The 22,177-nt window shown below is 39.3% G+C and carries 16 protein-coding genes; 1 reads left to right on the plus strand and 15 read right to left on the minus strand.

Annotated features, from left to right (window positions below; translation table 11 throughout):
* Positions 1-183: 183 nt before the first annotated feature.
* The 15 genes from fsa to G5W_RS0119830 all read right to left on the minus strand — a co-directional run bounded on the left by fsa (position 184) and on the right by G5W_RS0119830 (position 19,774).
* A complete protein-coding gene (fsa, locus tag G5W_RS0119760; protein WP_010099473.1) occupies positions 184-831 on the minus strand; it encodes a fructose-6-phosphate aldolase in 648 nt (215 codons plus the stop codon).
* Positions 832-992: 161 nt separating this feature from the next.
* A complete protein-coding gene (locus G5W_RS0119765) occupies positions 993-1,847 on the minus strand; it encodes a class II fructose-bisphosphate aldolase (RefSeq protein WP_010099474.1) in 855 nt (284 codons plus the stop codon).
* Between the two features lie 132 nt (positions 1,848-1,979).
* Positions 1,980-2,342, minus strand: coding sequence for a response regulator (locus G5W_RS0119770; protein WP_010099476.1), 363 nt, complete (start codon positions 2,340-2,342; stop codon positions 1,980-1,982).
* A 247-nt stretch (positions 2,343-2,589) separates the two neighbouring features.
* A complete protein-coding gene (locus tag G5W_RS0119775; RefSeq protein WP_010099477.1) occupies positions 2,590-4,200 on the minus strand; it encodes a CTP synthase in 1,611 nt (536 codons plus the stop codon).
* Between the two features lie 315 nt (positions 4,201-4,515).
* Positions 4,516-5,079 (minus strand): DNA-directed RNA polymerase subunit delta, encoded by a 564-nt coding sequence (rpoE, locus tag G5W_RS0119780; RefSeq protein WP_010099479.1) that lies wholly within the window; start codon positions 5,077-5,079, stop codon positions 4,516-4,518.
* Positions 5,080-5,494: 415 nt separating this feature from the next.
* Positions 5,495-8,737: a fused isobutyryl-CoA mutase/GTPase IcmF gene (icmF, locus tag G5W_RS0119785; RefSeq protein ID WP_010099481.1), complete on the minus strand. Its 3,243-nt coding sequence runs from the start codon at positions 8,735-8,737 to the stop codon at positions 5,495-5,497.
* A 2-nt stretch (positions 8,738-8,739) separates the two neighbouring features.
* Positions 8,740-9,378 carry a TetR/AcrR family transcriptional regulator gene (locus G5W_RS0119790; protein WP_010099483.1) on the minus strand — a complete coding sequence of 213 codons (639 nt, stop codon included), beginning with the start codon at positions 9,376-9,378 and terminating at the stop codon, positions 8,740-8,742.
* A 4-nt stretch (positions 9,379-9,382) separates the two neighbouring features.
* Positions 9,383-10,309 carry a methylmalonyl Co-A mutase-associated GTPase MeaB gene (gene meaB / locus G5W_RS0119795; RefSeq protein ID WP_010099485.1) on the minus strand — a complete coding sequence of 309 codons (927 nt, stop codon included), beginning with the start codon at positions 10,307-10,309 and terminating at the stop codon, positions 9,383-9,385.
* A 14-nt stretch (positions 10,310-10,323) separates the two neighbouring features.
* On the minus strand, positions 10,324-11,463 hold the full coding sequence (locus G5W_RS0119800) for an acyl-CoA dehydrogenase (protein WP_010099487.1): 1,140 nt from the start codon (positions 11,461-11,463) through the stop codon (positions 10,324-10,326).
* Between the two features lie 13 nt (positions 11,464-11,476).
* Entirely contained in the window at positions 11,477-12,610 is a 1,134-nt protein-coding gene (locus tag G5W_RS0119805; RefSeq protein WP_010099489.1) for an acyl-CoA dehydrogenase, read from the minus strand.
* Positions 12,611-12,639: 29 nt separating this feature from the next.
* Positions 12,640-13,485, minus strand: a complete 846-nt coding sequence (locus tag G5W_RS0119810) for a 3-hydroxybutyryl-CoA dehydrogenase (RefSeq protein ID WP_010099491.1) — start codon at positions 13,483-13,485, stop codon at positions 12,640-12,642.
* Positions 13,486-13,577: 92 nt separating this feature from the next.
* Complete coding sequence (locus G5W_RS0119815) at positions 13,578-14,765, minus strand: acetyl-CoA C-acetyltransferase (protein ID WP_010099493.1); 1,188 nt, start codon at positions 14,763-14,765, stop codon at positions 13,578-13,580.
* Positions 14,766-15,189: 424 nt separating this feature from the next.
* Positions 15,190-17,298, minus strand: coding sequence for a (Fe-S)-binding protein (locus tag G5W_RS0119820; protein ID WP_010099495.1), 2,109 nt, complete (start codon positions 17,296-17,298; stop codon positions 15,190-15,192).
* 375 nt (positions 17,299-17,673) lie between these two features.
* Positions 17,674-19,344, minus strand: a complete 1,671-nt coding sequence (argS, locus tag G5W_RS0119825) for an arginine--tRNA ligase (protein WP_010099498.1) — start codon at positions 19,342-19,344, stop codon at positions 17,674-17,676.
* A 4-nt stretch (positions 19,345-19,348) separates the two neighbouring features.
* Complete coding sequence (locus G5W_RS0119830) at positions 19,349-19,774, minus strand: YwiB family protein (protein ID WP_010099501.1); 426 nt, start codon at positions 19,772-19,774, stop codon at positions 19,349-19,351.
* 152 nt (positions 19,775-19,926) lie between these two features.
* On the opposite strand from G5W_RS0119830, the gene G5W_RS0119835 reads away from it, so the two are divergent.
* On the plus strand, positions 19,927-21,975 hold the full coding sequence (locus G5W_RS0119835; protein ID WP_010099503.1) for a transglycosylase domain-containing protein: 2,049 nt from the start codon (positions 19,927-19,929) through the stop codon (positions 21,973-21,975).
* Positions 21,976-22,177: the final 202 nt, after the last annotated feature.

Below are 22,177 nucleotides of genomic sequence, written 5' to 3' on the forward strand. Positions count from 1 at the left end.
CTGTTGCCTTGTTCGGTGCTGACTAGACTGACAAGTTGGATTCTTTAGAAAAACTTGCATTCGCTCGTCCTTTTTGAATGCCTTAGTTTCGAGAAAGATTTTTATACTTTTCTATCTACTGAAGTATAAATGGTTCATGAATGATCTTGTTTCTAGTTTGGTCATTCATGTCGTATTCCATGCTTATTTATTCGCTTTATTCCAATCAGCTAGAAATTTTTCAATACCTTGGTCTGTTAAAGGATGCTTCACTAACTGGCCTAGTACATTATATGGCACGGTCGCGATATGTGCACCATGTAATGCTGCGTCCGTAACATGTAACGGATGGCGAATACTCGCAGCAATAATCTGTGTGTCAATCTGATGACGGTCGAAGATTTCAGAAATGGTAGCAATTAGCTGCATTCCATCATGTCCGATATCATCTAGACGACCAAGGAAGGGGGAAACATAGGTAGCACCCGCTCTAGCTGCTAGTAGTGCTTGGTTTGCATTAAAGATAAGCGTGACATTTGTTGTAATACCTTTGTCACTGAAAGCTTTTACTGCTTTTAGCCCTTCTAATGTCATCGGCACTTTTATCGTAATGTTCGGAGCAATTGCAGCTAGTTCTAGACCTTCTGCAATCATTCCTTCTGCATCCTCAGCAATTACTTCCGCACTTACCGAGCCTTCTTTTACTTCGTCCGTAATCTCTCGTAAACGGTCATGGAAGGATACCCCTTCTTTTGCTACCAGACTAGGATTTGTAGTTACACCTGCCACTATTCCCAACTGGTTCGCAGAACGGATTTCTTCTATATTTGCTGTATCAATAAAAAACTTCATGCCTCATACCTCCCCAAATAAAATTGTCTATCGGAACAAGGTTAAACTTTCCTGAATGAAAGATGCCAAATTATAGGAATAGCCCTCACAATTCAGGATTCCTACCTACTATACTATACGGAGAATCACTAAACGGAAAGGGCATTTTCCTCTAATTTTTATTAAGCTTTGTTAGAAGAACCAAACTCGCGCATTTTGCCCATTACAGTTTGCTTGATTGCTTCTGTACCAGGTCCTAAATACTTACGTGGGTCATACACATCAGGTTTTGCATTTAGTACTTCGCGTACAGCTCTTGCCTGTGCCATTTGGTTTTCAGTGTTAACGTTAATTTTAGCAGTTCCTAAAGAAATTGCTTGTTGGATATCCTTTGTAGGGATTCCTGTACCACCATGCAGTACTAATGGTACTTGTGTTAAATTTAGAATTTCTTCCATTTCTTTGAAGCCAAGGTTAGGCTCGCCTTGATATGGACCATGTACAGAGCCTAGTGCTGGAGCAAGACAGTCAATACCAGCTTCTTTTACTAAGCGTACACACTCTTGTGCATCTGCATAATTAATACCACCGATAACACCATCTTCTTCTCCACCAACAGTACCCACTTCTGCTTCTACAGAAACACCATGGATATGAGCTAATTCGACAACTTTCTTAGTTGTCGCAATGTTTTCCTCAATAGGTGAATGTGATGCATCAATCATGACAGAAGTAAATCCTGCATGAATAGCTTGGGCACATTTTTCAAAGCTTGAACCATGATCAAGGTGGATCGCTACAGGAACAGTTGTACCATATTCCTCCATTAACGACTTGACCATTGCAACAACTACTTTGAAGCCACCCATGTATTTCCCAGCACCTTCAGAAACACCTAGAATTACAGGAGACTTTTCTTCCTCTGCAGCTTGAAGAATCGCTTGTATGTACTCCAAGTTATTTATATTGAATTGTCCTACGGCATAGCCGTTATCTTTCGCTTTCTCTAGCATCTCTTTCATCGATACTAATGGCATTTGATATCCTCCTTTAACATTGAACAGGTTACTTATTCTCTTAAGTTCAATATAAGAATACCAAAGTCAAATAGTTTGGTGCAAGGTTATAGGGCTAAAGTAGCCACTCGCAAACTTTTTAAAAAATTCTAGCTAATCTGCTAGTAGTTGATTTACAAAGTTACGAACCTCTAGTACATCAAATGGCTTGGATAGTACCTTCTTTACATTTTTTAATGCATATGTATCTTCTTGAATATTTTCTACTAAGCCACTCATTACAATAGTATCTAGAACAATATTCTCTTTTTCTATTTGTTTCATCACTTCTATTCCGTCCATAATTGGCAATTTATAATCAATAAGGAGTAAATCGAAGTTATGTATTTTAACTAGTTCCAATGCTTCTTTGCCGTTTTCAGCTGTCCGCACCTCGTATTGCTCACTAGCCAAAAGGTCTTCCAATAATAACCGAATTCCAATCTCATCGTCTACTATTAATATTTTTCTCTTCATCGTGACAAGATCCCCCTTCAAGCTTAAATATTCGATATAAAGCACAAAATACCCTTCTTTTTAACGAACAAACGTTAAAGAAATTTTCCACCCTATTTTCAGCTATGGGAATTACATGAATGACATTATCATATACCCTATTGTCTAAATGATAAACTCTAAATTGACTATAACAAAAAAGTCGTGAATCGTACCATATACGGTCAAATTCACGACTAAATTCCTATACAATTTAAAGTACTATATGCTATTTTTGGCTAAATCGCTCTACTGATGCCCCAATAAATCCTTTGAATAGGCTTTGTGGCTTAGTTGGGCGAGACTTGAATTCTGGGTGGAATTGACATGCAACAAACCACGGATGATCGGAAATTTCTATCGTTTCAACTAAGCGACCATCTGGGCTCGTTCCAGAGAAAACAAATCCCTTTGCTTCCATTTCTTCACGGTATTCATTATTGAATTCATAGCGGTGACGATGACGTTCCTCTACTATATCAGCGCCATTATATGCTTCTTTTGTTTTTGTGCCATCCTTTAATTTACAAGGGTACAAGCCCAAACGTAGTGTACCACCTAAATCTTCCACATCTTTCTGCTCAGGTAATAAATCAATTATTGGATGGGTAGTATTTGGGTCGATTTCAGCTGAATGTGCATCTGTGTATCCTAAAACATTGCGTGCAAATTCTACTGTTGCTAACTGCATTCCTAAGCAAATGCCAAAGAACGGAATGTTATTTTCACGTGCATAGCGAATTGCTTCAATTTTCCCCTCAATTCCACGATCTCCGAATCCACCTGGGACAATGATTCCATCAACTTGTGAAAGTTTTTCACGGATTGTTCCGGCATCTAATTTTTCAGAGTTAATCCAATGGACATTAATATCTGCATCATGTGCATATCCAGCATGCTTCAGTGATTCAACTACTGAAATATAAGCATCCTGTAGTTCCACATATTTACCAACTAAACCAATATCAATCGTCTTGGATAGGTTTGTAACACGTTCTACAAGCCCTTTCCACTCTGTCATATTAGCAGGACCTACTTCTAATCCAAAATGGTCACATACTAGCTGGTCAAGTTTCTGTTCTTGCAATGCCAGTGGAATCTCATATAGATTTGCTGCATCACGCATTTCAATAACCGCTTCTTCACGAATATCGCAGAATAAAGCAATTTTATCCTTCATATCTTCACTTATTTCATGTTCCGTACGTAATACAACAGCATCAGGTTGAATTCCAAGTGAACGTAACTCTTTCACACTATGTTGTGTAGGTTTTGTTTTTAGTTCTCCAGCTGCTTTTATAAAAGGTACTAATGTACAGTGAATATACATAACATTTTGTTTTCCAATATCACTTTTCACTTGGCGAATAGCTTCCAAGAAAGGAAGAGACTCGATATCCCCTACTGTTCCGCCAATTTCTGTAATAACAACATCTGCGCCCGTCGCTTCACTTGCGCGGAATACTTGGTCTTTGATTTCATTTGTTATATGTGGTATTACTTGCACAGTTCCACCTAAATAATCACCACGACGCTCCTTACGAATAACATTGGAATATACTTTACCAGTCGTAATATTACTATATTTATTTAAGTTTTCATCGATAAATCGCTCATAATGTCCTAAGTCTAGATCCGTTTCCGCTCCATCATCGGTTACAAAAACCTCTCCATGTTGATATGGACTCATTGTCCCTGGGTCGACATTAATATATGGGTCAAATTTTTGGATGGTGACCTGTAAACCACGATTTTTCAGTAATCTCCCTATTGATGCTGCTGTTATTCCTTTTCCTAAAGATGACACTACGCCACCTGTGACAAAAATATACTTAGCCACAACGATCCCTCTTTCATATGAATTATAAGTACGACCACTGTTTGATTTAGTTTGTGCACAATCTTCCTGATGAAACCTAGAAGTTATAAAACAATTCAGTGGTATTGATTTTTTTCGGTATTTCCGAAATGAAAAGCTATGTTTTATCAGTTTTATGGAACGAATCTTTTCCTCACTACGTAATAGATTCCCACTAAAAGCTTGTATAAAACACAAAAAACGCTCCCCCTATTTAGGGGGAACGCTTTGAATAAATTAATTTAAAGAGCCCAATACAAATTGTACTAACCTGTCCTTTAAAAGTCAAGCAGTCAATTATTTATCTTCATCCTCTAATTCATCATCAAGCTCTTCATCTTCAATTTCATTCAGATCTTCTAGCTCGTCGTCAATATCCTCATCTTCATCATCAAAATCGTCGAAATCGTCATCGTCTTCATCGATTTCATCAAAGTCGTCATCAATTTCATCGAAGTCTTCGTCTTCATCATCTAGATCATCATCAACATCTAGGTCTAAGTCTAGATCATCATCTAAATCTAAGTCTAAATCATCATCATCATCGATTTTCTTCTTCGCCTTTTTCTTCTTCTTAGGCTCATTGTGAATATCTTCATCAATTTGTTCAAACGGATACCAACGCTTTAATCCCCACATATTGGAACCAAGCGTGATAAATCGACCGTCTACATTTAAGTCTGTATAGAATTGCACAAGAAAATCTTCTTTTTGTGCTTCCGTATATTCCTTCAGTTCGGCAATTTTATTGAAAATATCTCTAAAGTCTAGTGCCTTTTTCTCATCTAATAAGATTTCTTGTGCCAATTCTAACATTGACATTTTATTAATTTCCTCGCGGCTAAGATTATCCAAGCTCACAATACCGCACTCCCTTTTCTTTGATATTGGAAAAACTCGCATTCGCTCGTTCTTTTCAACCTACCATGTATAAAAGTCAATCCTTGTAAAGGATTACTCTTGGTGATGCAAATTATGTATGATTTACATTATAAACAAATAATAGTGATTTTATCAACTTTATTTGGTCGATGTTCTTAGGGAGATTTTGCCTGAGTTTTACTAATAACTTTCATTAATGAAAAAGTAGCGCGGCATTAGGCAAATACCGCGCGTGAATGTTATTTTCTTGCGAGAGTGCATGACTATCGCGTAATATATATGATTTCTCTCGTGAGAATCTGTGTTGGTCGCGTAATTTATATTTCCATTAGCGCGGGAATTATCCATTCTCTCTTCACTTTCCATCATCCCGCGCGACATACCGCATAATCATTTACATATTCCTTCTATACTGTCCGCCTACCTCATAAAGAGCATTAGTAATTTGGCCTAGACTGGCAACTTTAACCGTTTCCATTAATTCCTCAAAGATATTCCCTCCTGAAGCCGCTACTTCTTTAAGACGTTTTAAAGCCGGACCAACTTCATCCTGGTGCTGTGCTTGGAATTTCTTTAATTCTTGGATTTGATGTTCTTTCTCTTCTGTTGTAGCACGGGCTAATTCCATGGAATCAATTTCTTCCTCTGAAGGTGGATTTGGATTGAGATACGTATTGACGCCAATAATCGGTAGCTCTCCACTATGCTTTTTACCTTCATAATATAATGATTCCTCTTGGATTTTACCTCGTTGGTATTGACGCTCCATTGCCCCTAGAACACCACCGCGGTCGTTAATACGTTCAAACTCTTGTAGTACCGCTTCTTCTACTAGATCTGTCAGCTCATCCACAATAAAAGATCCTTGCAGGGAGTTTTCGTTTTTCGTTAAGCCAAACTCACGATTAATAATCATTTGAATTGCCATCGCACGGCGAACAGATTCCTCAGTTGGTGTCGTAATCGCTTCATCATAAGCATTTGTATGAAGAGAATTCGTGTTATCTTGAATTGCGATTAAAGCCTGTAAGGTCGTTCGAATATCATTAAAATCAATTTCTTGTGCATGTAAGGAACGACCAGAAGTTTGAATATGATATTTTAATTTTTGGCTGCGTTCATTTGCACCATATTTATCACGCATTGTTATCGCCCAAATACGTCTTGCAACTCTACCAATAACAGTGTATTCAGGGTCTAATCCATTTGAGAAGAAGAATGATAGATTTGGTGCAAACTTATTAATATCCATGCCACGGCTTAGATAATATTCGACATAAGTAAATCCATTAGCAAGCGTAAATGCCAGTTGGGTAATTGGATTTGCACCCGCTTCTGCTATGTGGTATCCAGAGATAGATACAGAGTAATAATTTCGAACATCATGGTTAATAAAGTATTCTTGAATATCTCCCATCATTCGAAGGGCGAATTCTGTAGAGAAAATACATGTATTTTGTCCTTGATCTTCTTTTAGAATATCCGCTTGAACTGTTCCACGAACAACGGATAATGTATCCGCCTTTATTTTTTCGTATTCTTCTTGGTTAGGCTTACGATTATTATCTTTTTCAAACTTTTCAAGTTGTTGGTCAATAGCTGTATTAAAGAACATTGCTAGAATAATTGGTGCTGGGCCATTAATGGTCATGGATACTGAAGTTAATGGATTGGTCAAATCAAATCCTTTATATAATTTTTTCATATCCTCTAATGTACAAACATTAACGCCACTTTCACCGACTTTCCCGTAAATATCAGGACGATATGCTGGGTCTTCCCCATATAGAGTTACCGAGTCAAACGCAGTGGATAAGCGTTTTGCTTCATCATTTTTCGAGAGATAATGAAAACGTCGATTCGTACGTTCTGGTGTCCCTTCCCCTGCAAACTGTCTTGTAGGATCTTCTCCTTTACGTTTGAATGGGAAAACCCCTGCTGTAAATGGAAATGCCCCAGGCACGTTTTCCTTCAACTGCCAAAGAAGTCTGTCTCCCCAGTCAACATATTTCGGAAAAGCTACCTTTGGAATCTTTAGTCCAGCTAGTGATTCTGTTGTTAACTCCATTTTGATTTCTTTATCACGGACCTTAAAAACAAATGTATCGCCTGAATAGCTCTCTCTTAATGTATCCCACGACTCCAATAGCTTCTTTGCATGAGGGTGTAGCTTTGCTTCATAAGTTGTATAAAAGCGACGCAGTGTTTCTTTCGCTCCGTCATCCTCCAACACGTTAAGTGAACCATGCAACTGATATAACGTTCTTGCAATATCACTTTGTTCCTTTGCCAGTTTATGATAATTACGAACATGACTTGCAATTTCTCTTAAATAATGACGACGTTCGTTAGGAATGATTAGATTTTGCTTTTCTGATATCGAATAACGGTCAAAATCAACCTTGTCATCCCAGCCATAACGGTCATTCAGTTTATCGATAAGGGCGGCAAATAAAGCATTGGTTCCCGTGTCATTAAATTGACTTGCAATAGTTCCGTACACTGGAAACGTCTTTTTGTCATGGTGGAATAGCATGTGACTTCGTTCATATTGCTTTCGGACTTGGTTCAATGCATCCTCTGATCCCTTTTGCTCGAACTTATTTATGACAATAAAATCAGCGAAATCTATCATATCAATCTTCTCAAGCTGTGTCGGTGCACCGTATTCTGATGTCATAACATACATGGATAGGTCCGTAATATCTGTGATGGCTGCATCCCCTTGCCCGATACCACTTGTTTCCACAACGATGAAATCATATCCTGTCGCACGTAAAACCTGGATTACTTCTTCTATTGCTTTCGATAACTCGGTTCTAGAATCCCTTGTAGCTAATGAACGCATATAAACTCGATCAGTAAAGATAGCATTCATTCGAATTCGGTCTCCTAGTAATGCACCACCTGTCTTGCGCTTTGTTGGATCAATGGACACGATTGCTATCTTACGTTCAGGAATCTCGTTTAAAAATCGGCGAATTAACTCGTCAGTCAAGGAGCTTTTCCCTGCTCCACCTGTTCCGGTAATTCCTAATACAGGAATACTAGTATTTGCATTCTCACCAACCGCTGCTAATATCTTCTTTTTATCCTCGATCGATACATCTTCACTTTCAACATATGTTATCATTCGGGCAATTGCCTGACGTTCACCTGATTTTAATAGCTCTAATTGTTTCTCAAAATGGAGCGGTGGTAGGAAATCGCATTCCTTCAGCATGAAATCAATCATGCCTTGAAGGCCCAGTTCTCGGCCGTCATCTGGTGAGAAGATTCTTGTTACCCCGTATTGATGTAGTTCCTTAATTTCGCGCGGAATGATTACGCCTCCGCCACCACCAAAAACGTTGATGTGCTCTGCACCTAGTTCCTTTAACAAATCAATCATGTATTTAAAGTATTCTACATGTCCGCCTTGATAAGAGGATATGGCAATTCCTTGTACATCCTCCTGTATTGCAGCATGAACAACTTCTTCAACAGAGCGATTATGACCTAGGTGAATCACCTCTGCTCCACTACTCTGTAAAATACGACGCATGATATTAATCGAGGCATCATGCCCATCAAAAAGACTAGATGCAGTAACAAAACGAACTTTATGCTTTGTTTGATAAGGTGCTACTTGTTCCATCATCATCCCTCCCCAATTTTCGTCGAGCTTTCAATTCCCATCGCAACTAGTGCGAATTTTAATTGTTTTTCGATGTAATCTTCTAATGTAAATTCCTTTTGAAGCATCCATCTTCTAAATCCCCACATATGTCCTTGTATTAATAGATTATTAGCAAGAAGGGTAATATCTTGCTTTGGAAGTTCATGTGGCAGACAGGTTCTGATGGCATCTTCCAACATGGATGCCATTTCTCGTTCCTTTTGCAAAACGGCACTTCTAGTTTCCTTACTTAAAGACTTTACCTCTTGATACAAAATTAATATTTCTTCCTGCATATCATCCATCAACCGAAAGAAGGATGTGATAACATTGCAGAAGTTTTCAATTGTTGGTTTCTTGACATCTACTACTGCCTCCAAACGCTTCTTTACTTCACCATGAATAGAATCACATACAAGGTATAGGACGTCTTCCTTCGTACGAATATATTCATACAGCGTTCCAATACTAAACCCTGACTCTTTTGCGATTTCCCTTGTCGTCGTGCGGTGAAAGCCTTTTTCTTTAAAAAGCGTTAAGGCACCTTTTATCATTTGGTCACGCCTGATTTTAATTAATTCCTCGTCTTTTACAGAAGATAGAACCTTATTCTCCTTCACTATCCTATCTCCCTTCCCTTTTCCATTTCTCATACCAATAACTTGCCTGCCTATATGGGTCTCCAGTCTCTTTGTTAAATACAGGATTGTTACGCACATACTGATGAAGATCACGCCAAATTTCCTCACGCATTAACTCTAGTACCTCTAGTTGGTATTGTTCATGACGACGAGTTTTACCTGCCTCTGTACGATATAAATAGTGGTGATGTTCTTTTATCTTTTCCCATAGTTCGTCAATCCCTTGATTCTCCGTTGTAATGGTTTTTACAATAGCTGTTTCGTGATCATCAGTACTTGTTATATGAACCAGTTCTCTTAACATGGCGCGTAACTTACCGACACCATGTAAATCTGCTTTATTGATCACAAATAGATCCGCTATCTCCATAATTCCTGCCTTGAAGATTTGCAAGACATCCCCACTATTAGGAGTCAGTACCACTGCTGTTGTGTCTACAATTTTCATAATGTCTAGTTCAGACTGACCAACCCCGACCGTTTCCACCATGACCACATCAAAACCGTATGCATCACATAATCGGAGAGCATCCTTGGTTGCACGGGATAATCCGCCTAGACTTCCTCTGGTTGCCATACTGCGGATATATACTCCGTCATCTGTAAAATGTTCATTCATCCGCACTCGGTCACCGAGTAGTGCCCCACCACTAAAAGGGCTCGTAGGATCAACTGCAATCACTGCAACGGTTTTACCTTCTGCTCGAATATGGCTAATTAGGCGGTTAACAAGAGAGCTTTTACCTGCACCAGGAGAACCAGTTAACCCGACAAACATGCCATTCTTTTTAATAGAATAGGCATCCTGCATGATTTGCAGCTTATCTTCATGATCATTTTCAACAAGGGTAATAGCTCGTGCTAATGCACGAATATCCTTATTGGCAATTCGTTCCACAACCTGGTGCATACTGGACATCCTTTCTATTTCGTCACCATTCTACCTATAACAAGTCGTTGTACTTCTTGTGTACCTTCATAGATTTGCGTAATCTTAGCATCACGCATATAACGTTCTACCGGATAATCTTTTGTATAGCCATACCCACCAAAAATTTGTACCGCATCTACTGTAATACGCATTGCAGCATCCCCAGCAAATAGCTTCGACATTGCAGATGCCTTTCCGTATGGTAAGCCTTCAGATTCTAGCCAAGCAGCCTGATAGGTTAGTAGACGTGCCGCTTCAACATCTGTTGCCATATCTGCTAGTTTGAAAGATATTCCTTGGTTATGAGCAATTGGTTTTCCGAACTGTTCGCGTTCTTTCGCATAGTTTGTCGCTGCGTCTAGGGCCCCTTGTGCAATTCCAACTGCTTGGGCAGCTATTCCATTCCGACCACCATCTAATGTTGTCATCGCAATCTTAAAGCCCTCACCCTCAGCACCTAATAGGTTTTCTTTCGGTACTCGACAATTTTCAAAGATTAACTCTGTAGTCGGTGATGAACGAATTCCTAGCTTCTTCTCTTTTTTCCCGAAAGAAAATCCTTCTGTTCCTTTTTCCACAATAAATGCACTTATCCCTTTATGACGGGCATCGACATCAGTCTTTGCAAATACAACATAAATATCTGCTACGCCACCGTTTGTAATCCAAACCTTGCTACCATTTAATACATAATGGTCGCCGTCTAATTTTGCAGTTGATCTCATGGAAGCAACATCGCTTCCAGCGCCCGGTTCTGATAAGGCATATGCGCCTAATGCTTCACCTGTCGCTAAACGATATAGGAAGTTTTTCTTTTGTTCTTCATTTCCATATTTATAGATTGGCCAGCTAGCCAATGAAAGATGGGCAGAAAGTGTTACCCCTGTTGAAGCACAGACACGTGAAAGCTCCTCTACCGCAATAACGTAACTAACATAATCTGCACCAATACCACCATATTCTTCCGGCCAAGGAATTCCCGTTAAGCCTAGCTCGGCCATCTTATCGAATATTTCTCTATCAAAGCGCTCTTCTTCGTCACGCTCTGCTGCAGTTGGTTCTACTTCTTTTCTAGCAAAATCCTGCACCATCTTTCGTAGCATTTCTTGTTCTTCGGTTAATTGAAAGTTCATCTTTTTCTGCCCCCTATTTCAATATATTGTTCGCAATTACCATATGTTGAATTTCATTTGTTCCTTCATAAATTTGGGTGATTTTCGCATCTCGGAACAATCTTTCTACTGGGTATTCTTCGGTGTAGCCGTATCCCCCAAATATCTGAACCGCTTCGATTGCAACTTCCATAGCTGTGTTCGAAGCAAACATTTTTGCCATGGATGCTTCTTTCGCACATGGGATATCTTTTTCAATTAGTGATGCAGCTTGATAGACTAATAGTTTCGCCGCCTCGACCTTTGTTGCCATGTCCGCAAGCTTGAAAGAGATACCTTGATTATGAGCAATTGGTTTTCCAAATTGCTCTCGTTCCTTTGCATAGTTCGTCGCATGATCCAGTGCCGCCTCTGCAATTCCTAACGCTTGAGCAGCAATTCCAACTCTACCTTTATTTAAATTTGCCATTGCAATTTTAAAGCCGTCACCTTCCACACCTAATAGTTGGCTTTTCGGTACACGACAATTTTCAAAGGTCAACTGCACGGTATTTGAACCATGAAGTCCCATCTTCTTTTCCTGTTTTCCAATGAAAAACCCTTTTGTATCCTTCTCCACAATAAATGCTGATATCCCATTTGCCCCCGGCGATGTTCGTGCAAAGGTAATATAAATGTCTGCTGCTCCACCATTGGTGATAAAGACCTTTGAGCCATTCAGCACATAGTGTTCTCCATCTAGCTTTGCGGATGTATGGATACCTTTTGCATCAGACCCCGCTTGTGGTTCTGTTAGAGCGAACGCACCAAGATATTCCCCCGTCGCAAGCTTAGGCACATACTTTTCTTTTTGTTCTTCCGTTCCAAAAAATAGAATTGGATTTGTCCCAACAGAAGTATGGACCGATAAAATAACGCCTAATGCAGCACTTACCTTTGATAGCTCATGAATGGCAATGATGTATGATGTGTAATCCATGCCTGCCCCTTGATACATTTCCGGGATGGGAATTCCCATAATACCAAGCTCGCCCATCTTTTGAATGATTTCAGTTGGGAATTTCTCTTCTTTTTCCATTTGCTCTACTGCCTGGATGACTTCTTTCTGCGCAAAGTCTTGAACCATTCTGCGCATCATTTGTTGCTCGTCAGTAAATTGAAAGTGCACAATTCTAGCCTCCCTCTGGTTAGTTACCTCTAGTCATATTGATAAAATCCTCTTCCCGACTTCTTACCCAGCCAGCCTGCTTTTACATAGTTTCTAAGCAATGGACATGGGCGATATTTACTGTCACCGAATCCTTCATGTAACACTTCCATGATGTATAAACAAGTATCTAATCCGATGAAGTCCGCAAGTTGAAGCGGCCCCATAGGGTGGTTCATGCCAAGCTTCATAACCCTATCGATGTCTTCAACCGTTGCCACCCCTTCATAAAGGGTATAAATTGCTTCGTTGATCATCGGCACCAAGATACGATTGGATACAAAACCTGGAAAGTCATTCACCTCTACCGGCGTCTTAGCTAACTTGCGAGTTATATCCTCAATAGCTTGATATGTTTCTTCACTTGTTTGTAAACCACGAATGATTTCAACCAGTTTCATCACGGGTACTGGATTCATAAAGTGCATTCCAATAACTTGATCCGGCCTATTGGTAGCGCTTGCAATTTCCGTTATTCGAAGTGAAGAGGTATTCGAGGCAAGAATGGTATGTGCCGGTGTTATCTCATCTAAATGTTTAAAAACACTCATCTTAACGTCCATATTCTCAATAACTGCTTCTACTACTAGGTCACAGTTTTTTGCATCTTGTAGGTTAATAGATGGAGATAATCTTCTAATTGTTGCTGTCTTTTCATCCTCTGTCATGCGTCCTTTATCTACCGCACGATTCAACAGCTTTTCAATATTTTTCATCCCTTTTTCAAGTGCTGATTCGTTCATATCATTTAAATATACATGATATCCTGATTGAGCAAAAACCTGCGCTATTCCAGAACCCATTTGTCCTGCGCCAATTACCATAATCGTATTCATCGTTGTTCCTCCTATTAAATGTAGATAGATTAAGCCAGAAAAGGTAGATTGCTAGCTTTTCTGGCTAGTATTTTTATTGGCATCTTAATAAATTATTCACTCGGCACCTCAATTAAGATTGCATCACCTTGACCGCCACCACTACAAATTGCAGCAATTCCTAACCCCCCGCCACGACGCTTTAATTCATGAATAAGTGTCAGGATAATTCTGGAACCACTTGCTCCAATCGGATGTCCAAGTGCTACCGCTCCACCATTAACATTGACTTTTTCTGGATCTAAATCAGCAATTACACTAGATGCCAAGGAAACAGCAGAGAATGCCTCATTAATTTCGTATAAAGCAATATCATCTTTTGTATAACCTGTTTTTTCAAGTAATGCATTGATTACTAAGCCAGGTGTTTTTGGGAAGTCCTTTGCTTCTACTGCAATTTCCGCGTGACCTAAGATAGTAGCCATTGGTTTCTTACCTAAGCTAGCTGCTTTATCATCTGACATGATGACAAATGCAGCAGCACCATCATTAATACCAGGTGCATTACCTGCTGTAATCGTTCCATCCTTATCAAATGCTGGCTTTAATTTAGCCAGGGCTTCTACTGAAGTCCCTTTTCTAGGTGCTTCATCTGTGTCTACTAGCATAGGGTCACCTTTACGTTGTGGAATCTCGACTGGTACAATTTCATCTGAGAACTTTCCATCTTCAATCGCTTTTAATGCGCGCATATGACTACGATATGCCCACTTGTCCTGTTCTTCACGGGTTAGATTAAACTCATCTGCTGTAGAATTTCCGTAGGTTCCCATATGCACGCCTGTAAAGGAACATGTCAATCCATCGTGTACCATCATATCTACAACACGTTTGTCGCCCATACGATTGCCCCAACGAGCATCCGGTAAGAAGTACGGAGCGTTACTCATACTTTCCATACCACCTGCAATAACAACTTCTTCTTCCCCTAAACGTATTAACATATCCGCTAACGTGACACTGCGAAGACCTGATGCACATACTTTATTAATCGTTTCTGTTTTTACTTCCCATGGAAGTCCTGCTTCACGCGCCGCCTGTCTTGATGGTAACTGACCTTGGCCACCTTGTAGCACGGTACCCATAATGACTTCTCCAACATCAGAGCCATCTATCCCTGCTCGATCGATTGCTGCTTTAATCACTTTTCCTCCTAATTGAGAAGCTTTTAGTGACTGTAAGGAGCCACCGAATTTACCAAAAGGGGTTCTAGCTCCTGATACGATAACTGATTTCTTCATTCCAAAATTTCCTCCTCTTAAACTATTATGATGCATAACTAGTACGTGCTTTCTAACGCTATGATGGAAGAACAATGGACCCTTGTTAGAGCACTTGTATTCATACTAGATTGTGGAATTATCCACTTGGATTATTTATTTATGTTGTATTTCATCATGCTAACGATGATTGAACGCTCGCTCAGTGTTCACTTAATAGAAAAACTCGAATGCGCTAGTTTTTCTAATGCAAGCGAGAAATTTTTTATACTTTCCTATCTACCATATAAAAGGGGACTATTTTTAGTCCCCCTCTTATTAATTTACCACACGATAAAGGGCAGTCAATCTTCACCTATGATATTTGATGTATTACCAAACATAACGGCCTGAATCAACAGCCTCAATAAGTCATTAAAACGTAATAATTAATCTGTTAATTAGTCTAAGCTGTTTTAACTGCCTCTTCTACTAGTACAGAGATTGCTAGAATTTCTGCTACATCCATTGTACTAATATCTTCTTCTACTTCTTTTGCTTTCGTACCATCACTTAACATGGTTAAGCAATATGGACATGCACTTGAAATAACCGATGGTTTTACAGCAAGCGCCTGCTCTGTACGGGCAACATTTATACGTGTACCAGTAGTTTCTTCTGTCCACATGAGACCGCCACCAGCACCACAGCACATACCATTTTCACGACTACGATCCATCTCCACAAGTTCAAGTCCTGGAATGGCGCGAAGAATTTCACGTGGCGGATCGTACACGCCATTATATCTTCCTAAGTAGCAGGAATCATGATAGGTTAGACGCTCATTGATTGGTTTAACAGGTTTTAGCTTACCTTCCATTACTAAATCATAAAGCATTTGAGTATGATGATAAACCTCAGCTTCAAAGCCGAAGTCAGGGTACTCATTCTTGAAAATATTATATGCGTGTGGATCAATCGTTACGATTTTTTTCACGCCAGCTTTTTCAAATTCCTTTATATTCTTTTCTGCAATCTCTTGGAATAAGAATTCATTTCCGATACGTCTTGCTGTATCACCAGAGTTTGCTTCTTTATTTCCTAGAATTGCAAAGCTTATTCCTGCTTGATTCATTAATTTAGTGAATGCAATGGCAATCTTTTGACTACGTGCATCGAATGACCCCATGGAACTTACCCAGAATAAGTATTCAAATTCTTTATCTTCTTTTTGAAGTTCTTTCACAGTTGGAATGTATGCCGTCTCATCAATTTCACGCCATTTAATACGGTCCTTCTTTGATAATCCCCAAGGATTACCTTGACGTTCGATATTCATTACCGCACGTTGAACCTCAGCATCCATTTTACCTTCCGTCATCACTAAGTAACGACGTAAATCAATAATTTTATCAACATGTTCGTTCATAACAGGACATGCATCTTCACAGTTACGGCATGTTGTACAAGCATTGATTTCTTCCTCTGTGATAACATCACCGATTAAACTAATTGTTTCCATCGTTGCTGCGGCTTCACTTCCAGCACCTTTTGCTAATTGGTTTCCTTGTGTGCCAGAAAAAGCATAAGATGGTACCCATGGTGATTTTCCAGTTACTGCAGCACCTTTTTCCGTTAAGTGATCACGGATTTTAACCATTAAGTCCATTGGAGAAAGCATTTTACCTGTTCCTGCTGCAGGACAAACATCTGTACAACGGCCACATTCAACACAAGCATAGAAATCTATCATTTGAATTTGTTCAAAGTCTTCTACTTTCCCAACCCCAAAGGAAACTTCTTCTTCACTATCCTCATCTATCTCAAATTCTAGCTTTTTGAGTTTTCCAGGAATACGTTTACTAAAGAATACATTGATTGGTGCTGCAATTAAGTGTGCGTGCTTGGATTGTGGAACGTAAACTAGGAATGTTAATAAGGTCAGGTTATGGATCCACCATGAAATAAAGAATATGACCATTGCAGCAGATGGTGACATAAAGCCAAATGCAGTTGCTACTAAACTAGCAATCGGTTCTGTCCATGTAGCTGCTTCACCATGCCAAATTAGTGCCATACCATTACCAAGTAGCACAGAAAGCATTAATGTTCCGATAAATATAAGTACTAATCCCGCCTTTAGTCCTCGCTTTAAGCGAACGAGCTTCTCAATATAACGACGATAAAATGCCCAAATAACTGCTACTAAAATCGTTAACGTTACGATTTCTTGGAAGAATGTAAATCCAGGGTATAAGAATCCTAACGGTAGATGATTACCCGGTGAGATTCCCTTCACAATAAAATCAATTGCCCCAAATTGTACGAGTATGAAACCGTAGAACATCATGACGTGAATAATACCGGACTTCTTATCCTTTAATAGCTTGGATTGTCCAAATACGATTTTAATGATTCGATTGACTCTTTCCTTGATATCTCCGTCAAACTCGGATTTCTTCCCCAGCCTAATATAGGCTACACGAGTTGCTATTACTTTACCAAACAAGAAGAACGCGTAAAGTGCTATAGCAATAAACAACAACGTGTTTACTAATAATAGTACATTTTCCACTAGCTGCCCCTCCTACTTCGAAGTTTTTCTTCTCCTAATGAATTATCCCCTCGTCTAGAAAAACTCGCATTCGCTTGTTTCTTGCGAATGTGTTCGCTTCTCTAATGCAGATAGGAAAGCTGATTATACTTTCTTATCTGTATTAAATTCCTTTTTAGTACACAATGATAGCGATTGCATTTTTCCGAAAATAAAAAACAATGTTTCATTTACTACTATAAATTATGAATGACCATTCAGTCAACCGGTTTTTTTGAATATCGATTAGATATTCTGATTTCATTTAGGAACATTAAAAAATCCAAACGAACAATCAAAATAATTACCAAATATTTTGGGTCCGTTTGGATTTTACTTTTAAATTAAGTTACACGACTACATTTTCTCTGGTGCGTTAACACCAATTAACTTCAGTGCGTTTGCAATGGTAATTCGAACGGCTTTCATTAAAGCAATACGTGCATTAGTTAATTCTAGATTATCAGTATCTAGCACCTTTTCAGCATTGTAGAAGCTGTGTAATAAGGATGCTAAATCAAAAACGTATTGCGTTATCTTTTGAGGCGCATGTTTATCAGCTGCATCCGTAATGGCTTGAGGGAATTCTCCTAGCTTTTTCAGCAAGTCTAATTCTTTTTCCGATGTTAATAAGCTTGAATCAAACGTTTGTTTAATTTCTATCCCTTTCGCTTCTGCTTGTTTTAGCATCGTACAAATACGAGCATGCGCATATTGAACATAATAAACTGGATTATCATTCGATTGTGAGCGTGCTAGTTCTACATCAAAATCTAACTGTGAGTCATTAGAACGAGCTACAAAGAAGTAACGAACTGCATCGATTCCCACTTCATCCATTAGTTCTCGTAGTGATACAGCATTTCCTGTACGCTTACTCATGCGAAGCTTTTCACCGTCATCAAACAAGTTAACCATTTGTATAATTTTTACGTCTAAACGATCTGCATCATAGCCAAGTGCTTGAATAGCTGCTTTCATTCTTGGGATATAACCATGATGGTCTGCCCCCCATACATTGATAAGCTTATCAAATCCACGATTTAGTTTGTTCTGATGATAGGCAATGTCTGGTGTTAAGTACGTATAAGAACCATCATTCTTCACCAGTACACGGTCTTTATCGTCACCGAAATCCGTAGAACGGAACCATGTTGCACCGTCCTTTTCATAAACATAGTCTCCAGCTTTTAGTTTCGCTAATACGTCTGTAATTTCATCATTTTGATACAAACTTCTCTCGGAAAACCAATTATCAAAATGAACACCAAAATCATCTAAGTCCTTTTGAATTTTTCCTAATGTGTGCTTAAGACCATATTCTTTAAAGTATGCTAAGCGTTCTTCTTCTGATTTATTAGCCCAATCTTCTCCATGTTCTTTAGCTAGTTCCTTGCCAATCTCCACGATATCCTGACCATGATAGCCATCTTCAGGCATGTCAGCCTCTTTACCTAATGCTTGCAAATACCTGGCATTCACAGAAAGTGCTAGATTATCAATTTGGTTTCCTGCGTCATTAATATAATACTCGCGCTCCACTCCATACCCTGCAGCGTCTAATACATTACATAACACGTCCCCAAATGCAGCACCACGTGCATGGCCTAAATGGAGGTTTCCTGTTGGATTTACAGAAACAAATTCAACTTGGATTTGTTTCCCTTCTCCATGAGTGGTTCTTCCATAGCCCTCACCAGCATCTAGAATGGTTGGAATTAAATCCGTTAAGAAGTCATTTTTCATAAAGAAATTGATAAATCCTGGTCCTGCTATTTCTACTTTTTCAACAGATGCTTTAGATGTATCAAGACTTGCTACAATATCCTCTGCGATTTGTCGAGGAGCTTTTTTCGCGATTCTTGCCAATTGCATTGCGATATTCGTAGCAAAGTCACCATGTGACTTATCCTTTGGTTTTTCTAAGATAATATCCGGCATTTCCGCTTCTGATGCTAATCCTGCTTTGGTAACTGCAATACTAATTTGTTCTTTTAAATTTATTTCTGTTTGGGCTAAAACGTTCATTATGTTAATCCTCCTTCTTATAGTTCAATCTTAGGCTATGGTTTCGTTCATCTTGTCCATTTAATTTGACCGTATACTGTATGTATAGCTGTCCCTCTTCGTTACCTTCAAGTGCTTGGTATCGGATTGATTTTGTATATGTTTCCATGTGGATATGTCCATGAGGATGCTTGTACACATTTTCCGTTACATGCTCGGAATGGAATTGCTGGTTCATGGATACGTATCCAGTTCGCTTAATATTTACTTTTTCCGGATAGATAGTAATCAAACTTCGAATCGTTTGATTGTCCTCTGTTTTTTCTTCAAAGGTAAGGACATCCACATTTCCTTTTTGATAATAGTTGCCAAGTTGATTACTTGTACTTGTTTCTTTCAAACCATCGTCTTCAATTTCCATATGTAGTTCAATTCTAACTTGTTTCTCCATTTTGTCGCTCCTAGCGCTTACTCATATTTTACTATTATAGCGACAAGTGAAGATGCATTTCAATATATATAATTTCGAGTTTATTTCTGAATCAACTTTCCCATAATGATACTAAATGACAATATACGACAAAATAATGGAGTTTATTACTTATGGGAATCACATTTCAATCAAAAAAACTAAAACGAACCCTAATGAAAATGATAGTTGGTCTATTCTTATTTGGTGTTTCAGCAATTTTGCTGCTATATCTTTCTGCCTTTATCCTTGGTCCGCCAAGTCTCATAAATGAGCAAAATACGATTTATTATAGCACAGATGGTAAGGTAATAGGAGAAGAACAAGGGGTACAGAATAGGGTCTGGGTAAGTTTAGAAGAAATGTCCCCTTCGATTATTGATGCAACCTTAATGATAGAGGATCAGCGTTTCTTTAAACATAACGGGTTTGATATAAAACGTATTGTTGGGGCTATCCTGAAAGATATCAAGACTATGTCTTTAAAGGAAGGTGCTAGTACACTTACGCAGCAATACGCCCGAAATCTTTACCTGTCCCACGAAAAAACATGGAGCCGAAAATTAAAAGAAGCATTTTACGCAATTCGTTTAGAAATGTATTATTCCAAGGAAGAGATATTAGAAGGTTATTTAAATACCGTATATTACGGACATGGCGCATATGGTATTGAAGCTGCTAGTCATCACTTTTTCAATAAGAAATCCAGTGAACTAACTCTAGCTGAAGCTGCGATGCTTGCAGGAATCCCAAAGGGGCCCACTTATTATTCACCATTAAATGATCCAGAACGTGCAACCAATCGTCAAAAGCAAATATTATCCGTAATGCTCGACAAGGAAGCTATCTCGGAGGAAGATTATTATCTAGCCTCTCGGGAACAACTTACCTATACCGATCCGAAAGAGAGGAAGCAATTAACCATAGGACCTTATTTCCAAGATACTGTTCTGACAGAAGCTGCAAATCGACTGAACATCGATCAAGAATCGGTTCGTTCTGGAGGTTATCAAATCTATACAACTTTAGATATAACGATGCAGAAAGAGCTAGAAGAGAGCGTTGCCGAAACAGTGGCAGATTCCTCGGAAATGGAGGTAGGTGCCGTCGCAGTCGACCCCAAAAATGGTGCTATACGGGCATTAGTCGGTGGACGTGACTATAAGAACAGCCCGTATAATCGAGCCATTCAAGCAAAGAGAATGCCAGGCTCAACCTTTAAGCCGTTCTTATATTACGCAGCACTACAAAATGGCTACACGGCAACAACCATGTTAATGAGTAAACCTACCGCCTTTGAAATTGATGATGGAAATGTCTATCAACCAAGTAATTTTAATGGATATTATGCCAACGAACCGATTACATTAGCACAAGCATTGGCCTTGTCGGATAATATCTATGCCGTAAAAACGAATATGCACCTAGGAGAAGAGACCCTTGTTGAGACAGCAAGAAAGTTCGGGATTACGAGTCAACTTCCCGCAGTTCCATCCCTTGCACTCGGTACTGCATCGGTAACGGTAGAAGAAATGGTATCTGCATATGGCATGTTAGCAAATGGTGGTTATAAAATTGATGGGCACACGATTGAAAAAATACTGGATCCGAATGGTCGTGTTGTCTATGAACGGGAGAAAGTTGATGACTCTCCTGTCTTGAATCCAAAGAGTGCTTTTATTTTGACACAGCTTATGACAGGAATATTTGACGAATCACTAAATGGGTATATGTCTGTAACTGGGATTTCCATGGCAGACAAACTATCTCGGACCTATGCTGGAAAGACGGGATCGACTGATACGGATAGTTGGATGATTGGGTACAGTCCCTCCCTGGTAGCTGGTATATGGACAGGATATGATAATAATCGGACCATCACTTCTGTCCCTGAGCGCTCCTATTCAAAAGATATCTGGACCACATTTATGGAAAGTGTTCACAAGAATCTACCAAAAGAGCATTTCGATGCGCCAAAGGGATTAGTAGCTGTACCAATCGACCCAGAAACGGGACAACGAGCCACCCCCCATTGTCCAACAAGTACAGTCATGTTCTTTAAAGAAGGAACAGAACCAGACTATCATTGCTCTGAACATTTTTATGGAGATGATGACGAACATCAACAGAAAGAGAAGGAAAAAGGTTTGTTCCAACGGTGGTTTGAGGTGTTTTTTGATTAGGGAGTGTGGCTTGTTAGTGTAGGGAGCTTGTAGTGCTTGAAGTGACATGGACGCGGGAGTTCTGGATTTAGTCGCGCGGGAATTACCTATGGCGGCGCGTGTGCGCCGGACTTAAACGTGGTGACGCGAGGTGATTGGATACTTGCGCGTGATGTAGCTCTTCTGACGCGGGGAGTTCTTATACTTACTCCAGCTTGCTTGG

The sequence above is a fragment of the Ornithinibacillus scapharcae TW25 genome (genome assembly GCF_000190475.1).
Classification (GTDB): domain Bacteria; phylum Bacillota; class Bacilli; order Bacillales; family Amphibacillaceae; genus Ornithinibacillus; species Ornithinibacillus scapharcae.

Coding starts and splice junctions, on each gene's coding strand:
- fsa (WP_010099473.1), bottom strand. CDS start 831: ATGAAGTTTTTTATTGATACAGCAAATATAGAAGAAATCCGTTCTGCG.
- meaB (WP_010099485.1), bottom strand. CDS start 10,309: ATGCACCAGGTTGTGGAACGAATTGCCAATAAGGATATTCGTGCATTA.
- argS (WP_010099498.1), bottom strand. CDS start 19,344: ATGAACGTTTTAGCCCAAACAGAAATAAATTTAAAAGAACAAATTAGT.
- G5W_RS0119835 (WP_010099503.1), top strand. CDS start 19,927: ATGGGAATCACATTTCAATCAAAAAAACTAAAACGAACCCTAATGAAA.
- icmF (WP_010099481.1), bottom strand. CDS start 8,737: ATGGAACAAGTAGCACCTTATCAAACAAAGCATAAAGTTCGTTTTGTT.
- G5W_RS0119765 (WP_010099474.1), bottom strand. CDS start 1,847: ATGCCATTAGTATCGATGAAAGAGATGCTAGAGAAAGCGAAAGATAAC.
- G5W_RS0119815 (WP_010099493.1), bottom strand. CDS start 14,765: ATGAAGAAATCAGTTATCGTATCAGGAGCTAGAACCCCTTTTGGTAAA.
- G5W_RS0119800 (WP_010099487.1), bottom strand. CDS start 11,463: ATGAACTTTCAATTAACCGAAGAACAAGAAATGCTACGAAAGATGGTG.
- G5W_RS0119770 (WP_010099476.1), bottom strand. CDS start 2,342: ATGAAGAGAAAAATATTAATAGTAGACGATGAGATTGGAATTCGGTTA.
- G5W_RS0119830 (WP_010099501.1), bottom strand. CDS start 19,774: ATGGAGAAACAAGTTAGAATTGAACTACATATGGAAATTGAAGACGAT.
- G5W_RS0119810 (WP_010099491.1), bottom strand. CDS start 13,485: ATGAATACGATTATGGTAATTGGCGCAGGACAAATGGGTTCTGGAATA.